General features: G+C 70.7%; 16 protein-coding genes and 1 pseudogene. 7 read left to right on the top strand and 10 right to left on the bottom strand.

Annotated elements, in window-relative coordinates:
* The first annotated feature begins 458 nt into the window (after positions 1-458).
* On the top strand, positions 459-761 hold the full coding sequence (locus IEZ21_RS28570; RefSeq protein WP_189324760.1) for an Rv0250c family protein: 303 nt from the start codon (positions 459-461) through the stop codon (positions 759-761).
* Between the two features lie 100 nt (positions 762-861).
* Here the strand turns inward: IEZ21_RS28570 and IEZ21_RS28565 are convergent, their stop codons facing one another.
* Entirely contained in the window at positions 862-3114 is a 2253-nt protein-coding gene (locus IEZ21_RS28565) for a WD40/YVTN/BNR-like repeat-containing protein (protein ID WP_189324759.1), read from the bottom strand.
* Between the two features lie 229 nt (positions 3115-3343).
* On the opposite strand from IEZ21_RS28565, the gene IEZ21_RS48495 reads away from it, so the two are divergent.
* The 3 genes and pseudogenes from IEZ21_RS48495 (at position 3344) to IEZ21_RS28555 (ending at position 3810) form a co-directional block, all read left to right on the top strand.
* On the top strand, positions 3344-3472 hold the full coding sequence (locus IEZ21_RS48495) for a hypothetical protein (RefSeq protein ID WP_281399557.1): 129 nt from the start codon (positions 3344-3346) through the stop codon (positions 3470-3472).
* Positions 3473-3563: 91 nt separating this feature from the next.
* Positions 3564-3644 (top strand): annotated as a pseudogene (locus tag IEZ21_RS28560) (FMN-binding protein); the annotation flags it as partial.
* Positions 3637-3810, top strand: coding sequence for a DUF6185 family protein (locus tag IEZ21_RS28555; RefSeq protein ID WP_189324758.1), 174 nt, complete (start codon positions 3637-3639; stop codon positions 3808-3810). The pseudogene IEZ21_RS28560 and the gene IEZ21_RS28555, both read left to right, overlap by 8 nt.
* Before the next feature lie 22 nt (positions 3811-3832).
* Here the strand turns inward: IEZ21_RS28555 and IEZ21_RS28550 are convergent, their stop codons facing one another.
* Positions 3833-4036 carry a transposase gene (locus tag IEZ21_RS28550; RefSeq protein WP_189324757.1) on the bottom strand — a complete coding sequence of 68 codons (204 nt, stop codon included), beginning with the start codon at positions 4034-4036 and terminating at the stop codon, positions 3833-3835.
* Between the two features lie 247 nt (positions 4037-4283).
* Here IEZ21_RS28550 and IEZ21_RS28545 point away from each other — a divergent pair, with 247 nt between their 5' ends.
* Complete coding sequence (locus IEZ21_RS28545; RefSeq protein WP_189324847.1) at positions 4284-4883, top strand: thymidine kinase; 600 nt, start codon at positions 4284-4286, stop codon at positions 4881-4883.
* Between the two features lie 282 nt (positions 4884-5165).
* Here the strand turns inward: IEZ21_RS28545 and IEZ21_RS28540 are convergent, their stop codons facing one another.
* Positions 5166-5540: a MerR family transcriptional regulator gene (locus tag IEZ21_RS28540; RefSeq protein WP_189324756.1), complete on the bottom strand. Its 375-nt coding sequence runs from the start codon at positions 5538-5540 to the stop codon at positions 5166-5168.
* Positions 5541-5604: 64 nt separating this feature from the next.
* Here IEZ21_RS28540 and IEZ21_RS28535 point away from each other — a divergent pair, with 64 nt between their 5' ends.
* Both IEZ21_RS28535 and IEZ21_RS28530 read left to right on the top strand, forming a co-directional pair.
* A complete protein-coding gene (locus IEZ21_RS28535; protein WP_189324755.1) occupies positions 5605-6294 on the top strand; it encodes an alpha/beta fold hydrolase in 690 nt (229 codons plus the stop codon).
* Complete coding sequence (locus tag IEZ21_RS28530; RefSeq protein WP_189324754.1) at positions 6291-7127, top strand: TIGR03619 family F420-dependent LLM class oxidoreductase; 837 nt, start codon at positions 6291-6293, stop codon at positions 7125-7127. The genes IEZ21_RS28535 and IEZ21_RS28530 overlap by 4 nt, the downstream gene beginning before the upstream one ends.
* Before the next feature lie 150 nt (positions 7128-7277).
* Here IEZ21_RS28530 and IEZ21_RS28525 read toward each other — a convergent pair whose 3' ends face one another.
* From IEZ21_RS28525 to IEZ21_RS28500, 7 genes are all read right to left on the bottom strand, one after another.
* A complete protein-coding gene (locus IEZ21_RS28525; protein WP_189324753.1) occupies positions 7278-9011 on the bottom strand; it encodes a dipeptide ABC transporter ATP-binding protein in 1734 nt (577 codons plus the stop codon).
* Positions 9008-10021 (bottom strand): ABC transporter permease, encoded by a 1014-nt coding sequence (locus IEZ21_RS28520; RefSeq protein WP_246568208.1) that lies wholly within the window; start codon positions 10019-10021, stop codon positions 9008-9010. The genes IEZ21_RS28525 and IEZ21_RS28520 overlap by 4 nt, the downstream gene beginning before the upstream one ends.
* On the bottom strand, positions 10014-11003 hold the full coding sequence (locus tag IEZ21_RS28515; protein WP_189324752.1) for an ABC transporter permease: 990 nt from the start codon (positions 11001-11003) through the stop codon (positions 10014-10016). Before IEZ21_RS28515 ends, IEZ21_RS28520 begins: the two co-directional genes overlap by 8 nt.
* Positions 11003-12730, bottom strand: a complete 1728-nt coding sequence (locus tag IEZ21_RS28510; protein ID WP_189324751.1) for an ABC transporter substrate-binding protein — start codon at positions 12728-12730, stop codon at positions 11003-11005. Before IEZ21_RS28510 ends, IEZ21_RS28515 begins: the two co-directional genes overlap by 1 nt.
* Positions 12731-12902: 172 nt before the next feature.
* A complete protein-coding gene (locus tag IEZ21_RS48905; RefSeq protein WP_373302317.1) occupies positions 12903-12995 on the bottom strand; it encodes an Ms4533A family Cys-rich leader peptide in 93 nt (30 codons plus the stop codon).
* A 154-nt stretch (positions 12996-13149) separates the two neighbouring features.
* Positions 13150-13980: a DUF1684 domain-containing protein gene (locus IEZ21_RS28505; protein ID WP_189324750.1), complete on the bottom strand. Its 831-nt coding sequence runs from the start codon at positions 13978-13980 to the stop codon at positions 13150-13152.
* A 141-nt stretch (positions 13981-14121) separates the two neighbouring features.
* A complete protein-coding gene (locus IEZ21_RS28500; protein ID WP_189324749.1) occupies positions 14122-14730 on the bottom strand; it encodes a nitroreductase family protein in 609 nt (202 codons plus the stop codon).
* Positions 14731-15139 lie beyond the last annotated feature (409 nt).

Below are 15139 nucleotides of genomic sequence, written 5' to 3'. Positions count from 1 at the left end.
TGACCGGTTCCTTGGCGGCTGGGTTGTTCTGGACGCGGATCTCGTACCAGCCGTAGTGGGCGACGTAGGCGCCGACGAGGAGAGCGACCGCTGGATTCGGAGGACGGCCTGTTACTGGTGTTCGCCGCGGGCCTGCGGCAGCTGCGGGTGCCCGCGGTCCGGGCCCGGGCCTTGCCCCAGGCGTGCTCGTCGGACGGGCGGGCACGCGCTGGGCATGCGGCGCCTGTTCGCGGCAATCCGCCGTCGGTCCGAGTAACGCCTGGTCGGCGCCTGGCCCGATGGCCCGACCGAGGAACCCGAACGGCGCCTCCCTCCCATGCTGTTCGGCCCCTTCCGAAGGGCCTGACGGCCCATGTGCGCGGTCGTCGCCCCGGACACCATGGGCCTATGACGCTCTCCTGCGTCATACCAGTCCACGGAACGCCCTGTCACGAACCTGTCCGGAGGGAGGCGGCCCCGTGTCCGTTCACGACGAACTGGCCATCGCCCGGCACGCTCTCATCGACCTCGTCCGATCAGTGGGTCGGCTGCAGACCCGCCTCGGGGACGTGTTGGACGTCCGCCGGGTACAGGAGGACGCCGACCGCCTGAGGGAGGACCTGGACCTGTTGCGGGAGGGCTCGGCGGCGAAGGAGCCGACGCCGGGCCCCGCGCAGTCCGAGATCGTGCTCATCCCGCAAACGCCGTACGATCTCTCGATGTGGGTCGGCTGCGACGACGAAGGTATCGGCTCGGGCCACGGTCCCGAACTGCGGCGGTAAGCCGTTCCGCCGGGGGCGTCCCGCCAGGCGTCCCGCTTGCTGGTGGCCGGACTCCGGGCGTCCGCTCATCTCGTCTCGGGACGCCCGGAGGGGAATCGGGTCAGGGAGCGGTCAGTTCGTAGAAGCCCCTGCCGAACGTCGCGGCCACCAAGCGGCGGTGCTCCGCGTCGTACTCGATGTCGTCGACCGGCACCTGCGGCATGCCGCGGCCGAGGCGCAGCCAGAGGCCGCCGCCCGTGACGCTGGTGAACACGCCCTGGTCGGTGGCGAGGTACAGCAGGCCGCCCCGCGCGACGGCCAGGTCGTTGACGGGGGCAGCGGGGAGGTTGCCCGAAAGGTTCCGCCAGTGCCTGCCGCCGTCGGTGCTGCCGTACACATGGGGGAGCGGGGAGCCGGAGCGGTAGCCGGAGTGCGTGGTCCAGACCCGCTCGGGGTTCTTCGGGTCGACGACCACGCGGGTCACCCAGGGCCGCCCCTCGGCCAGCTTCGTCCAGGTCGCCCCGAGATCCTTGGTGACCCAGACACGGCCGTCGTCCGTGCCCACGTACACCGTGCGTCCGTCGCCCGCCGGGGCGATCGAGGTGATGGTGCCGAAGTTGGTGTAGAGGGGGTCGGGGCCCGGGCCGCCGCTCAGGTCCGGGCTGATGGGCTGCCAGGTCACGCCGCCGTCCGTGGAGCGGTTGAGCACTTCGGAGCCGTAGTAGAGGACCTTCGGGTCGCGGGGGTCGAAGACCACCGGGGTGAACCAGTTGCGGCGCAGATAGGCGGTCGCGTCGGCGAAGTACGTGAGCGTGTCGCCGCCGTCGGTGGAGCGGAAGCAGTTGCCGTACTGGTAGCAGGCGAAGACGTTGTCCACGTCGGTGGGGTTGATCAGGTTCTCCTCGCCGTCGCCGCCGAGGTATTCGTTGAACTTCTCCCCGCCCCAGGAGCGCAGCGAGCCGTTGTCCTGCGCGCCGCCCGAGATCCTGGAGACGTCCTGCGGGCTGATCGCCGCGCTGTAGAGCTGGGTGTACGGCTGGTGGCGGGACTTGACCCAGCCGCCGTCGCCGCCGGAGTCGGAGCGGTAGACGCCGCCGTCGTTGCCGAGGTAGACGCGGCCGGGGCGGCGCGGGTCCCACACCATGGCGTGGTGGTCGACGTGCATGCTCGTGTCGTCGGCGCTCCAGGTGTCGCCGCCGTCCTTCGTGGTCAGCAGGGCGACCCCGGCCACATGCACGTGCTCGGTGTCCCGGGGGTCGATCCACACCTTGCCGAACCACCAGCCGAAGGTGGACTGCGAGTCGGTGAGGGCCTGGTTGGCGGGGGTGCGGTTCCAGCTGTTGCCGCCGTCGGTGGAGGCGTAGAAGCCCTCGAAGGAACCGTTGGACTTGTTGACGATCGCATAGAGCCGGTCGCCCGCGACGCCGAGACCGATACGTCCCACGTCGGGACCCTGGGCGGGTAGGCCGCCGCCGAGCCGCTGCCAGCTCTCGCCGCCGTCCGTGCTGCGGAAGACACCGGAGCCGACACCGCCGTACGTCCGCAGGTCGGGGCGGCGGCGGTGGTCCCACAGCACGGCGTAGAGCCGGTCGCCGTCGACGACGATCTCGGTGGCGCCGGTGAACTCGTTGGCGCCCGCGAGGATCCGCTCCCAGGTGGCGCCGCCGTCCTCCGAGCGGTACACGCCCCGGTCGCCGCCGCCGTTGTACAGCGATCCGGCCGCGGCGACGTAGATGCGGCGGGGGTTGGCGGGGTCGATGGTGATGGCGCTGATCGCTCCGGAGTCGCGCAGGCCGAGCGGCTTCCAGTGGGCGCCGCCGTCGGTGCTGCGGTACAGCCCCGTCCCCTCGTACGTGATGCTTCCGCCGCCGGGGTTGGGTTCACCGGTTCCGACGTACAAGGTGCCGTCCGGCGCGGTGGCGACCGCGCCCATGGCCTGGGTCCAGCTGTCGGGCCACACCGAGTGGAACGTCGCTCCGGCATCGGTGCTGCGCCAGAGCCCGCCGCTGGCGGCCGCCGCGTACAGGGTGTCGGCGCGCTGGGGGTCGAGCGCGAGGGAGACCACGCGCCCGCCGATGTTGGTGGGCCCGACGGCCTTCCAACGCCCGCCGGCGGTGGGCAGTTCGCGCGCCTGTGCCGCGGCGAGGTCGTGGGCGTGGCGCGGAATCGACTCTCCCGGCAGGGTCTTCTGGAGGTAGCGGTACTCGGCCGGGGCGGCCGGTCCACGGACCGGCCGGTACACGTCGGGCGGTGTGGGCGGCGTGGTGGCGGCCGCCGGAACGGCAGCGTCCTGTGGAGCAGCGTCCTGTGGAGCAGCGAGTAACGCGGCACCGGTGACCGCGGTGAGAACCAGCGAAAGCAGACCTCTGCCCATGAAATCCCTTCCTTCGTCATGACCACTTCAAACTGTGATGACGTTACGAGAGAGGGGTGTTGAGCAGAAGGGCGCGAGTCGGCCGGGCCGCACGAGGGAAGGACCAACCCGAGTGGATCTCCTTGGGCCGCCGCGGCGGGTGCCGCCGCCATCGCCTTGCCCGACGATTTTCAGCCAACCGGCAGGTCTATGGTGCCGTGGCACAAAGCAAGCAGAGGGAAGTACGGCCTTGACGACGATCCAGCACGGCCGGGCGGGGAGACGGCAGGCCAACCGCCGGATACGCCCGCGGCGTTCCCCCGCGGCACCATTGCTGGTGCTCGCCTGGGCGGGTGCCGCCGCCGTCCTGTGGCTGTAGTGGCGGAACGCCCCCGCCGTCGCCGCGACCACCGCCGACCGGCTGGTGAACGCGGCGGGCACAGCGCGGCGCTGGCCGGGCTGCGGCCGGGCACACGGTGTCCGGTGCCACGTACACGAGCGAGGGCTACAAGCAGTCCCTGCAGAGCGCACTCGACCAGGCCGGTGTCTGAGGAGCTGAGGGCCAGCCGTCTCGGGCTATTGTTTTCGATCTATCAGATGCGATATTTCTCGCTGCAGACGGCCTGTCTGATCGCCCAACTCCTAGCCATGATCACAATCTGGCAATTCTTCACCGACGATGGCGGCCCGCCTCCCGACAAGCTCGGCACGCAATGACCACGCCAGCTTGGCGGATGGCTCAAGTCTTGACCGAGCGACAGCCTCCATCAGAACCGGAGCGGTTCAGCAGCCGCCGCCTGGCGGTCCGACAGGCCTCCACGAGCTGCAGTACCGACACGATCGCCAACTGCTCTGGTGGCCAGGCGGGTTGACCACGCCGCGGGAACAGATCCGCGAAGTCCTCATCGGTGAACAGCGGCTCGATCACCTTCCGGATCTGCATGCATAAGCAGCCCTTCCGCCGCCGAATGCGCAGACGGTGTCCGCGGGGGACACGATCGGAGGACGGGCCGGGTGGCCTTGTGCTCCTCAACGGTCGAGCGTGCGTGCGCGGCATGAGTGGCGGCGCGGGCACGTTCCCGCTGCGGAGCGAGTGGGTTGTGCGCTGGCGCCTCCCAAGCGGGAGCCGAGAAGACGCAGAGTCATGTCCCTCAAGGGGGGAAGTTGGTGGATAGTCAAGCAAAAGGACGCTGGCTCTCCAGATCGAGCACAACCGTTCGGCGCGTGGGCTGCAGGGGTTGATCTTCACGCGTGACGACCGTGCCGGTGAGGGCAAGCTCTCGTCGCGTCTGGGGCTGGTGACCGACGCGGTGGAGGCGGGGCCGGGGCTGGAGTTGTACGGATATGTGGTGGAGCAGTTGTCTCGGGGTGGCCGGGTCGACTACGTGATCGTGGACGAAGCCCAGTTCCTGCTGTCCGGGCAGATCGACCAACTGGCCCGGATCGTGGACGACTTGGAGCTGGACGTCTTCGCGTTCGGCATCACCACTGACTTTCGGACGAGGCTCTTCCCTGGCTCCCAGCGTCTGATCGAACTTGCCGATCGCCTGGAGACTTTGCAGGTCGAGGCGATGTGCTGGTGCGGTGCTCGGGCCACGCACAATGCGCGCACCGTGGATGGAGAGATGGTCGTCGAGGGGGAGCAGGTCGTCGTGGGCGACGTGGCCAAGTCGGCGGCGGAAGTCGGGTACGAGGTGCTCTGCCGACGTCATCACCGCAGGCGGATGACGAGCGCCGCGGCGCGGGCAGCGGCGCTTTCGCCGGACGTGCTGCCAGTCACCGCCACTTGACCTCTGGCCGGCGAGAAGCGCGTCGGCTTGCTTGTCGGCCGCGCTGGCCCACGAATGGGGCGCGACCTGACCTGCGGCTGCTGGACGTGAGCGCCGGATGGCCGTTGGCCCAGCCCGCCACGAGCAGCATCACGGGGCGTCAGCGGCGGATCGTGCTGGGCAAGGTGCCCCCGCATCACCATGAATTCCCGCACAGTGAAGATCTTCGGCACTGAGGGCTACAACCTCAAGAACGTCAAGTGGAACGTCCCGCTGGGGTCGTTGGAAGGCGGCCGGCGCCCTTCAGCGGGCCCGCGCCCGCCTCTGCCGCGCCTCGGTCGCGTCACGGAACGCGGCCAGCGCGGCCCGGCGGCGGCGCAGATCCTCGATGTCCGCGTCCATCCGCTCCAGGTGCGCGGTCATTGTCCGCAGTACCTCCGGGCAGGGCTCGATCCCCGGCCCGGCGTCGGTGGCGCACGGCAGCATCTCGCGGATGGCGTCGGTGGTCAGCCCGGCCGCCAGCATGCCCCGGATGCGGGCGACGGTGTACGGGGCGTCGGGCGCGTACACGCGGTATCCGCTGCTGTCGCGGTCGGGGCACAGCAGGCCCTGCTCCTCGTAGTACCGCAGCAGCCGGGCCACAACTCCGGTCCGCCGTGACAGCTCGCCTATCAGCACCGATTCTCCTCACCACGCCTGGGACTTGACCTTCACACCGGTGTGATGGGTCAACGTACGAGGCATGCGCGATTCATTCCCCGCCCTCGTCACCACCGTCACCGGAACCGGCCCAGGACTGCTGCTCGCCCACGGAGCCACCGGCAGCATCGAAGACAACTTCGCCCCGGTTCTGCCCGCCCTCGCCGCCGCCCACACCGTCGTCGCCCCGGACTACCCCGGCTCGGGTGGCACCCCGGTCGCCGCCGCCCCACTGGACCTCGATGAGCTCACGGACGCTGTCGTCGACTCCGCCGTACGGCGCGGCGTCGGGCGGTTCGCGGTGCTCGGCTTCTCGCTCGGCACGCTGGTGGCGGTGCGCGCCGCCGTACGCCATCCCGAGCGGGTGACCGCGCTCGTACTGACCGCCGGGTTTGCGCGGCCCGACGACCATGTGCTCGGCCTCCTCCCCGGCTGGCGGGCCGAGGTGCCGCCCGCACTCCACCCGCACATCGACCTGATCCCCTCCCTCGACACCACCGGTGACCTGGCCGAAGTCGCCGCCCCGACGCTGGTCGTCGCGACGACCGCCGACAGCATGGTCCTGCCTGCCGGCTCCCGCGCCCTGGCGGCCGGGATCCGCGGCGCGCGGTACACGGAGATCGACAGCGACCATGTGGTCATGGTCGAGCGGTCGGAGGAGTGGCTGAAGCCCGTCCTCGACTTTCTCCACTTCCTTTCGCTTTCGGAAGGGAAGGACGGTGGGGGGGAGTGAAGCTGCAGGTCGTCCTCCCGAACGAGGCCGCGGGGGCCGACCCGCGCCGACTCGCCGACCTGGCGCAGCAGGCCGAGGCCCTCGGCTACGACACGGCATGGCTCCCCGATCACATCCTGCCGCCCGGTGAATACGGCCCGGTGTACGGAGGGGTCCTCGAACCGCTGGTGACCATGGGCTGGCTGGCAGCCGCGACCACCCGGATCCGGTTCGGCACCTCCGTACTCGTCCTGCCCCTGCGCAGTCCTTTCGTGGTGGCCAAACAGGTCGCGACCCTCCACGGGCTGTCCGGCGGGCGGATCACCCTGGGTGTGGGGATCGGCTGGGACGAACGCGAGTTCACCGCCGTCGGCGCCGACTTCAGGAGCCGGGCGGCCCGCACGGACGAGGCCATCGCACTGCTCCGGCACCTGTTCCGGGCCGGCCGGGGCCCCTTCGAGGGCCGCTGGTACGGCTTCGAGACGGGCGTCTTCGAGCCGCGCCCCGACGGTCCGGTGCCGGTGATGACCGGCGGTGTCACCGACGCCGCCCTGCGCCGGGCGGCCCGGTACGCCGACGTCTGGCAGGGCGTGGGCCTGGACCCGACGGCGTTCGGCGAACGGCTGGCGTACCTGCGGGCGCGTACGGACGGCCGCGCTGTGTCCCCCGGCACCCGGATCGACTGGCACGGCCCGGACCGCACCGTCGGCGAGGCCGCCCGCACCGCCGAGGCCTTCCGGGCCGCCGGAGCCGAACACCTCGCAGTGCACTTCGGCGACCCTGGCGGATACGCCCGGCGGATGGCCGCCTTCGCTCGGGCGCTGCCGGCGGACCCGGCGATGCTGATCCTCTGATCACGGGCATGGGTGACGGTCGGTAGGTGCCGGGCCGGGGGAGAGGGAGGACCGGGGCGCCCGCCCCCAGCCATGCCCCTCCCCGGCCAGGATCAGCTGTGGTTGCCCCGGCCACATCGGGGCAACCACGGCGGACACACACCGGGCAGGCTAACCGGCAGCCGCCCTGAGTACCCCGCCGTCGCTGCCCCTGCGAGCCGCACGGCGCAGGGCCGCCTCCGCCGGGTCGAGCACCGGGACCGCGGCCAGCAGGGCCTTGGTGTAGGGGTCCTGGGGGGCGTCGTAGACCCTGTCCGCAGGGCCCTCCTCGACGACGGTGCCCTGGCGCATGACCATCACGCGGTCGCTGGCCTGTCGCACCACCGCGAGGTCGTGGGCGATCAGCACCAAGCCGAGCCCGAGGTCGCGTTGGAGCTGTGCCAGGAGGTCCAGGACCTGTGCCTGGGTGGTGACGTCGAGTGCGGAGACCGGCTCGTCGCACACGATGAGTCCGGGTCCGGGTGCGAGGGCCCGGGCGATGCCGACGCGCTGGCGCTGACCGCCGCTGAACTCGTGCGGATAGCGGTGGTACCACTGGGGGTCGAGCCCGACGCGCTCCAGGAGTTCCCGCGCGCGCCGTGTGATCTCCGCGTCGGTGAGGGTTCCGGCGGCGTGCAGCGGGTCGGCGATGGACTCGCCGATGCTGCGGCGCGGGTTGAGCGAGGAGACCGGGTCCTGGAACACCATCTGCAGGTCGCTGCGGACACCGGTCAGCTCGCGCCCGGCGTAACGGACGGAGCCGGCGCTCGGCTCCAGCAGGCGGACCAGCATCCGGCCCAGCGTGGTCTTGCCGCTGCCCGACTCGCCGACGATGCCGAGGGTCTCGCCCTGCGCCACGGTCAGCGACACCCCGTCCACGGCGACCGTGCGGTCCTTCCTGCGCCCGAACTCCCTGCGCACCTCCACCGCTTCCAGCAGGACGTCTGGGCCGGATGCGGATGAGACGGCAGCCGCGGGGGCGACCGGGGTACGGCGGGTCTCCACCCGGGGCACGGCGGTCAGCAGTTCGCGGGTGTACGGCTGCTGCGGGGCGCTGAGGACTGTGCCGACCGGGCCGCGCTCGACGGCGCGCCCGTTCTTCATGACCAGCATGTCCTCCACGCTGCCCGCCATCACACCCAGGTCGTGGGAGACCAGGATCAGGCCCATGCCGGTCTCCTCGCGCAGGTCGTGCAGCAGGTCGAGGATCTGGGCCTGAACTGTCACGTCCAGTGCGGTGGTCGGCTCGTCGGCCACCAGCAGCCGCGGCTCGCAGGCGAGCGCCATCGCGATCAGGGCGCGCTGCCGCATGCCGCCGCTGAATTCGTGCGGCCGGGACCGGGAGCGGCGTTCCGCGTCTGGGATGCCGACCCTGTCCAGCACGGTCACCGCGCGTTCCCGCGCGGCTCGCCGGGAGACGTGCGGGGCGTGGGTCCGGTGGACCTCGGCGATCTGGTCGCCGACGGCCATGTAGGGGTCGAGGGAGGACAGCGGGTCCTGGAAGACCATGGCGGCGGTGCCGCCGCGCAGGCGCCGCAACTCCCGCACGGACGCGGCCCCCACGTCGATCCCGCCGACCCGTACGGTGCCGGTCAGGCGTGCTCCGGTGCCGCGATGGAGGCCCAGCAGCGCCGCGGCGACCGTGCTCTTGCCGGAACCGGACTCGCCCACGATGCCGAGGGCCTGCCCGGCGGTGAGCCGGAAGGAGAGGTCGTCGACTGCTCGTAGGGTCTCCTCGCCCGTGGGGAAGTCGATGGTCAGACCTTGGACGTCGATCAGCGGTTCGGACGACGGTTCCGCCGTCTCAGCTGTCTCAGGTGTCTCGGCTGTCTTGGCCGCCGAGCCCGTCGGCTGCTCCGGTGTCATGTCAGGACCACCCTTCGGTCGGCCAGGGCGTAGAGGACGTCCGCGACGGCGTTGGCGAGGACCACGGCCGTCCCGATGACGAGGACCACACCGACGACGACCGGCAGGTCGACGGAGCGGACGCTGTCGATGAGGAGCCGGCCCAGGCCCGGGAGGCCGAAGAGCTGCTCGGTGAGCATCGCGCCGCCCATCATCGACCCCAGATCCAAAGCGCTCAGGGCGATCACCGGGGGCAGCGCCCCGCGCAGCGCGTGCCGCGCGACGACGGCACGTTCACTCACCCCGTACGCGCGGAAGGTGCGGATGTGGTCCTCCGCGAGGACCTCGAGGGTGGACGAACGCGTGAGCCGGGCGTACTTCGCGCTCTCGAAGAGGCCCAGCGTCAGCCAGGGCAGCAGCATGTTCCAGGCCCATTGCTCGGGGTCCTGGGACAGCGGTACGTACGACGGGAACGGCAGCCATTGCAGATAGGCGCACACGGCCATGAGCAGCAGCAGACCCAGGATGAAGACCGGGGTGCCGGTCCCGGCCAGCGTGAGGACGGTCAGCACGCGCTCGGTCGCCCCGCCGCGGCGCAGCGCGGACAGCAGACCCGTACCGACACCCAGCGTCAGCCACACCACCATCGCACCGAAGGCGAGCGAGGCGGTGGCCGGGAGCCCTTCCACGATCAGCGTGGTGACCTGCTGGTCGTTCTGGTGGGACAGGCCCAGGCAGGGTGCGGCGCAGTGCTGCAGCGAGGTGCCCGCCGAGTAGTCGCGGCCCGCGAACACGCCCTGCAGGAAGTGCAGATACTGGGCGTACGCCGGCTCGTCGAGCCCGAGTTGTTCGCGCACCTGCGCCACCTGGGCCGGATTGCAGCGCTCCCCGCACGCGAGCTGCGCGGGGTCGCCGGGGACGAGATAGAAGAGCGCGTACAGGACGGCGGACAGCACCAGCAGGACCAGTACGGCACCCAACAGGCGCTTCGCCGCGAAGCGCACGCCCGGGAACGGGAAACGGTCAGTCACGGGTCTTCTCCTTGCGGGTGCCCACCCGCAGCCGGCTCGCCTCCCGCGGGTCGAGCGCGGTGCGCACCGCGTCGCCCAGCACGGTGAAGGCGAGGACGGTGACGAACAGCAGCCCGGACGGCAGCAGGACGTACATCGGGTCGGCACGGAACCAGGTGGTCGCCGTCGACAGCATCTGACCCCACGAGGGCGTGGGCGGCTTCACGCCGATGCCGAGGAACGACAGCGACGCCTCCAGCACGATGTTGGACGGCAGGAGGATGGCCGCGTAGGTGATGACGGGCGCCGCGAGCGACGGCAACAGCTCCCGCCGGACCACACGCAACGGGCCCGAGCCGCCGAGCCGGGCCGCGGCGACGAAGTCGAGACGGCGCAGGGTCAGGGTCTGGGCCCGTACGACCCGGGAGGTGCCGCCCCAGTTGAGAGCGCCCATGACCAGGACGAGCAGCAGCGGGCGCGGGAAGTCGTCGGGTACGACGGTGGTCAGCGCGATGGCGAGGACCAGCATCGGCAGCGCCACCATCACATCGGTGACCCGGCTGAGAATCTGGTCCGCCCACCTGCTGCCGAGCGCCGCGGCCAGGCCCACGCTCACACCGATCACCACCTGCAGCACCGTCGCCCCCGCCGCCACGAGCAGCGACACCCGGGCCCCGTACACCAGCCGGGCGAACAGATCGCGGCCGGTGCCCGGTTCGACCCCCAGCCAGTGCTCGCCGCTGACACCGCCGAAGGAGCCCTTCGGTGCGCCGCCGCTCGCGGAGTCGACCAGCTCGTCGTGGTAGGTGTACGGGTCCTGGCCGGCGATCGCCGTGAGCAGCGGCGCGGCGATCGCGGCGAGGATCAGCGCGGCGAGCACCGCGCCCGCGACGACGGCCGAGGGCCTGGTGCGCAGCCTGCGCCACGCACCGCGGGCCCCCGCCGCCGGCCCCGGGGCGGCCGGTTCGCCCGCCCCGGGAGTCAACACGTCCTGCACGGTCATTACTTGACCGCCACCTGCGAGATGTCGAGGACGCCGGTCCAGTCGCTGATGACGACGTTCTTGATGTCCTTGCCGACCAGCCGCTGGTAGACCGGGTGGTAGAGCGGCACGGTGAGGGCCTGCTCACCGATCTTCTGGTCCAGGGCGCCCCACCGCTCGGCCGCGGCGTTCAGGTCGGTGAGCTCGTGGATCTCGTCGAACTCCTTGTTGATCGCGGGGTCGTTGAGCTGCGCGTTGTTGAAGTTGGCGCCGTCCTTGACGATCTGCCGGCCGTCGAAGATCGGGGCGAGGAACGGGTAGCCGGCGGGCCAGTCGGCGCCCCAGCGGCTGAGGAAGAACCCGGGTGCGTCGGCGGCGGCCCAGCGCTTTTCGTTGTAGGCGTTGCCCTCCAGGCCCTTGAGCTTCACCGTGATGCCGGCCTTCGCCAGGGACTGCTGTACGGCCGAGGCGACCTTGGGTCCCATCTCGCCCTCGTCGGTGGAGTGGGTGAGGGTCACGGTGAGCCCGCTCTTGTAACCGGCCTTCGCCAGCACCTCCTTGGCCTTCGCCGGGTTACCGTTCTTGCCCGCCGGGAAGTGGTTGTACGGCGTGTGGCCGAAGGCCTTCTGGTTCGGCAGGAAGGTGGTGGCGGGCTCGGCCAGCGAGGAGCCGCCCACGGCGTTGATGACGCTGCTACGGCCGATCGCGTACGAGATCGCCTGCCGTACCTCGGGCTTGTCGAACGGTTTCACCTTCGGGTTGAACGCCAGGTAGTTGGTGTAACCGAAGTGCCCGACGCCGACCCGGGACTTCAGGGCCTTGTCCTGGCCGATCTGGGCAAGCTCGGCGGGGCCGAGGTTCGTGTCCGTCGTGACCGCGCTCGCGTCGTCCCCCGAACTGGTCGACAGCCGCTGGTTGATGACCGCCGGGTCGAGTCCGGAGCGCACGTCGACGGTGTCGGCGTATGCCTTGCGCTGGTCGTCGGCCTTCTCGGACCAGTGCGGGTTGCGCTCCAGCTGGAGCCGTTCGCCGTCGTTGGTGTTCTTGACGACCTTGTACGGTCCGGAGGAGACCGGGTGTTCCTCGTACTTGGTGCCGGTGTCCTTGTCCTTGGGCACGGGCGCGAACTGAGTCTGGGTCGCCAGGTAGGGGAAGTCACCGACGGGCTTCTTCAGCTTGAAGACGATGGTCCGTTCGTCCGGCGTCTCGATGGAGTCGAGCGTCTTCTTGCCCTTGCCGGACTCGTAGGGGCCCTGGTAGGTGTCGCCGCCGATCAGCCAGTCGCGCAAGTACGGGGCCCCGCCGGAGAGTTCGGCGGCGAAGGACCGCTCCACGCCGTACTTGATGTCGGTGGACGTGATGGCGGAGCCGTCCTCGAACTTCAGCCCCTCCTTGAGCGTGTACGTCCACACCGTGGCGTTCTTGCTGGGGGTGCCGAGGTCCGTGGCGAGGTCGGGGACCACCTTCGTGCCCGCGGCACCGGCCGCCCGGTTGCGGGTCGTCAGCGTACGGAAGACCAGCGAGGGGACATTGCCGCCGCCGGAGGTGTACAGGCGGGCCGGGTCGAAGTCCGACTGCGCCTCGGAGTTGAGCACGGTGAGCTTGCCGCCCTTGGCGGGCTTTCCGCCGCCTTCTCCGGAGTTCGCGGCGTTGTCCTTCGGCCCGGAGCAGGCCGCGAGTCCTCCAAGGAGGGCAAGGCTGACGGCGGTCACGGTGGCGCGCTGGGATATCAGTCTGCGTTCACGCATGGGGGGATGGCTGCCTTTCGGGGCGGTAGTGCCGTCGGAAGGCAGTGAACAGCTGGCTGTGAGCGCTGAGTTGTGCGAGACCGCACCGACGACACGGGAAGAGTGGTCGTGCCGGATCGGGCTCGGGATGGTGACAACGGGGAGGCGAGCAGCGCCTCTTCGAGCCCGGGACTCAGCGACAGTCGATGTCGGACACCGCGTGCGCGTGCACACCGATGAGCACCAGGCGGAAGCCGGCGCGTTCGGAGAGGCGGTGACTGGACATGGACAGAAGACTGATCGATCACGCCGTGCGGGACAACCCGGTATCGATATGCGAGACGAAATTTCCCGCATACTGAAATTCGCGCCCCGCTCGGCGGCCCACGGCAGTGGATGGGCTCAGGCCGGCACCGTTTCCGGGGGGAGGGACGAGGTGCTCACTGCGCGATCGGCTTCCGCTCGTGGGGGATCTTCTCACCGGCCTCGACTGCGACGGGGAGCCGGTTCTCGGCGGGCGGCAGTGGGCAGGTCGCGAAGTCGGTGTAGGCGCACGGCAGGTTGGTGGCGCGGTTGAAGTCCAGCACCACGGCGCCGTCGGGCCCGGGGGCGGCGATCTGCAGGGCGCGGTTCGCCGCGTACGTGGTCACGCCGGAGGTCGCGTCGGTGAACAACACCATGAGGCTGCCCGGTGCGCGCCCGTTGAACGCGGTCAGGCCCAGTTCCCGGCCGTCGATCCGGAAGCGGATCCTGCCGGGCGCGTCGTAGACGTGCTGCAGCCCCTCGACGGCGGCGCCCACGGTGGTCGGTCGCGGCTCGGCGAAGGGGGTGTACGTGCCGGTGACCACCCAGCGCGGGTCCGGCGCGTACGTGGGCGTCCCGGTGAACGCGGTGCGCAGCGGATGCTCTGGGTGCCGTGGCCGGATCAGGTGGTGGCCGCCGCGCTTGGCGATCTCGATCACCGCATCCCCCCAGACGGCGTTGACGCCGCCGCGCTCCGGGATGACACCGAAAGCGTGTCGTCCGCGCACCGCGGTGCCGTCGACGACGAGTTCCTCCCCCTCGCCGAGCACGACGGTGATGCCGTCGTCGCCTGTCGACCAGGTACCGGGCGCATCGGGGAAGCGCTGGGGGTCGGTGGCCGGCCAGTGCAGGCCGGTGACGGCGAGGAATCCGTGCTCGTGGGCGAGCGCGGAATCCTTCCGCAGGTGCCACGCCTCCCATTCTGCGGCGAAGGCGTCGATGTCGGTGGGGGAATCCTGGACGGTCATGTGTACTCCTGAGGGATACGGCAGGGATACGGCGTTGATGGTCAGAGGTGATGTGCGGGGCAACGGCGAGGGAGGTGAGGTTCACGGGCCGACCGGAAACGGTCGAAGGGGGCGGATCCGTGTGCACGCATGTGGCGCCCCTCAACCGTCGTGCCGGACCAGAAACGAATTGCCCCAGCCCTCTGCGAAGAAGGTCTCCGCCAGGGGGCGCCGCTCGCGGGCGACGGTCTCGCGGTCGCGCAGTTCCTGTGGAAGGAGGTCCGCCGCGGCCAGAGCCCCGATCGCGGTGACGGAAAGCGGCCGGTAGTCGTCCGGGATACCCAGCGACGTGCGCAGCTGCTCGGGGTCGAAGCCGCCCATCTGGTGGGCGTGCAGCCCCAAGGCGTGGGCCTGCACCGCCAGTTGGGCCACTGCGAGCCCGGTGTCGTATGCGGCGCCGTGATGCGGCGTGCCGTTCTCCAGGCGCTCTGCCGTTACCGCCGCGATCAGCAGCGAACTGTTCCCCGCCCAGAGCCGGTTGCCGGACAGGAGGGTGGCGAAGAGCCGCTGGTATGTCGTGTCGCCGCGTCGGCCGACCAGGAAACGCCACGGTTGCGAGTTGTGGGCCGAGGGTGCCCAACGGGCCGCCTCCAGCAGCGAAACGAGTTGCTCGTCGGTGATCGTGTGCCTGGCGTCGAACGAGCGCGGGCTCCAGCGCTCGGCGAGCAGCGGGTGGACGGCCACGGCCGTGTTCGCGGTGCGAGGGGACATGCTCGGTGCCTTTCCTCGATGGATGGGTGAAGTGTGGAGGGGCTGTCATGCCGTCAGCTCGGTGATGGGCGAACGAGCCGGCCCTGTCTCGATCAGCGAACTGCCGCGGCCGTACGCCGACTCGATCCGCCATACACGGCCGGCGCCCGGGATGCCCGCCGCGGCTCCGCTTGCCGGGCCGGCGGATACAGCCGGCCAGAGCCCACGGCTGCGATCAGCGTGTCCGCCGTTCTCCGATGCAGTACCTCGCGGTGGTGCCACCCCGGCTCCGGCCGAAGGCGTGGTTCATCACCTCGGTCGGGACGATTGCCGGGGCGGTCAAGGGTGCGACGGCGGCATGAACAGAGCCGCGAGCCGGCGGCAGAACACCTGGGGCGCGGTGTCAGCGTCCGGCGGTACAGGCTGTGGT

This window comes from Streptomyces flaveus (genome assembly GCF_014647675.1).
GTDB lineage: Bacteria > Actinomycetota > Actinomycetes > Streptomycetales > Streptomycetaceae > Streptomyces > Streptomyces flaveus.
Note: the sequence above shows the minus strand (reverse complement) of the source record. Positions and strands in the feature narration are given on the sequence as shown.

What these genes read in the sequence shown, in the direction of transcription:
- IEZ21_RS28565 (WP_189324759.1), bottom strand. Translation starts at nt 3,114, where the DNA reads ATGGGCAGAGGTCTGCTTTCGCTGGTTCTCACCGCGGTCACCGGTGCC.
- IEZ21_RS28550 (WP_189324757.1), bottom strand. Translation starts at nt 4,036, where the DNA reads ATGCAGATCCGGAAGGTGATCGAGCCGCTGTTCACCGATGAGGACTTC.
- IEZ21_RS28535 (WP_189324755.1), top strand. Translation starts at nt 5,605, where the DNA reads ATGCGCGATTCATTCCCCGCCCTCGTCACCACCGTCACCGGAACCGGC.
- IEZ21_RS28525 (WP_189324753.1), bottom strand. Translation starts at nt 9,011, where the DNA reads ATGACACCGGAGCAGCCGACGGGCTCGGCGGCCAAGACAGCCGAGACA.
- IEZ21_RS28515 (WP_189324752.1), bottom strand. Translation starts at nt 11,003, where the DNA reads ATGACCGTGCAGGACGTGTTGACTCCCGGGGCGGGCGAACCGGCCGCC.
- IEZ21_RS28510 (WP_189324751.1), bottom strand. Translation starts at nt 12,730, where the DNA reads ATGCGTGAACGCAGACTGATATCCCAGCGCGCCACCGTGACCGCCGTC.
- IEZ21_RS48905 (WP_373302317.1), bottom strand. Translation starts at nt 12,995, where the DNA reads ATGTCCAGTCACCGCCTCTCCGAACGCGCCGGCTTCCGCCTGGTGCTC.
- IEZ21_RS28505 (WP_189324750.1), bottom strand. Translation starts at nt 13,980, where the DNA reads ATGACCGTCCAGGATTCCCCCACCGACATCGACGCCTTCGCCGCAGAA.
- IEZ21_RS28500 (WP_189324749.1), bottom strand. Translation starts at nt 14,730, where the DNA reads ATGTCCCCTCGCACCGCGAACACGGCCGTGGCCGTCCACCCGCTGCTC.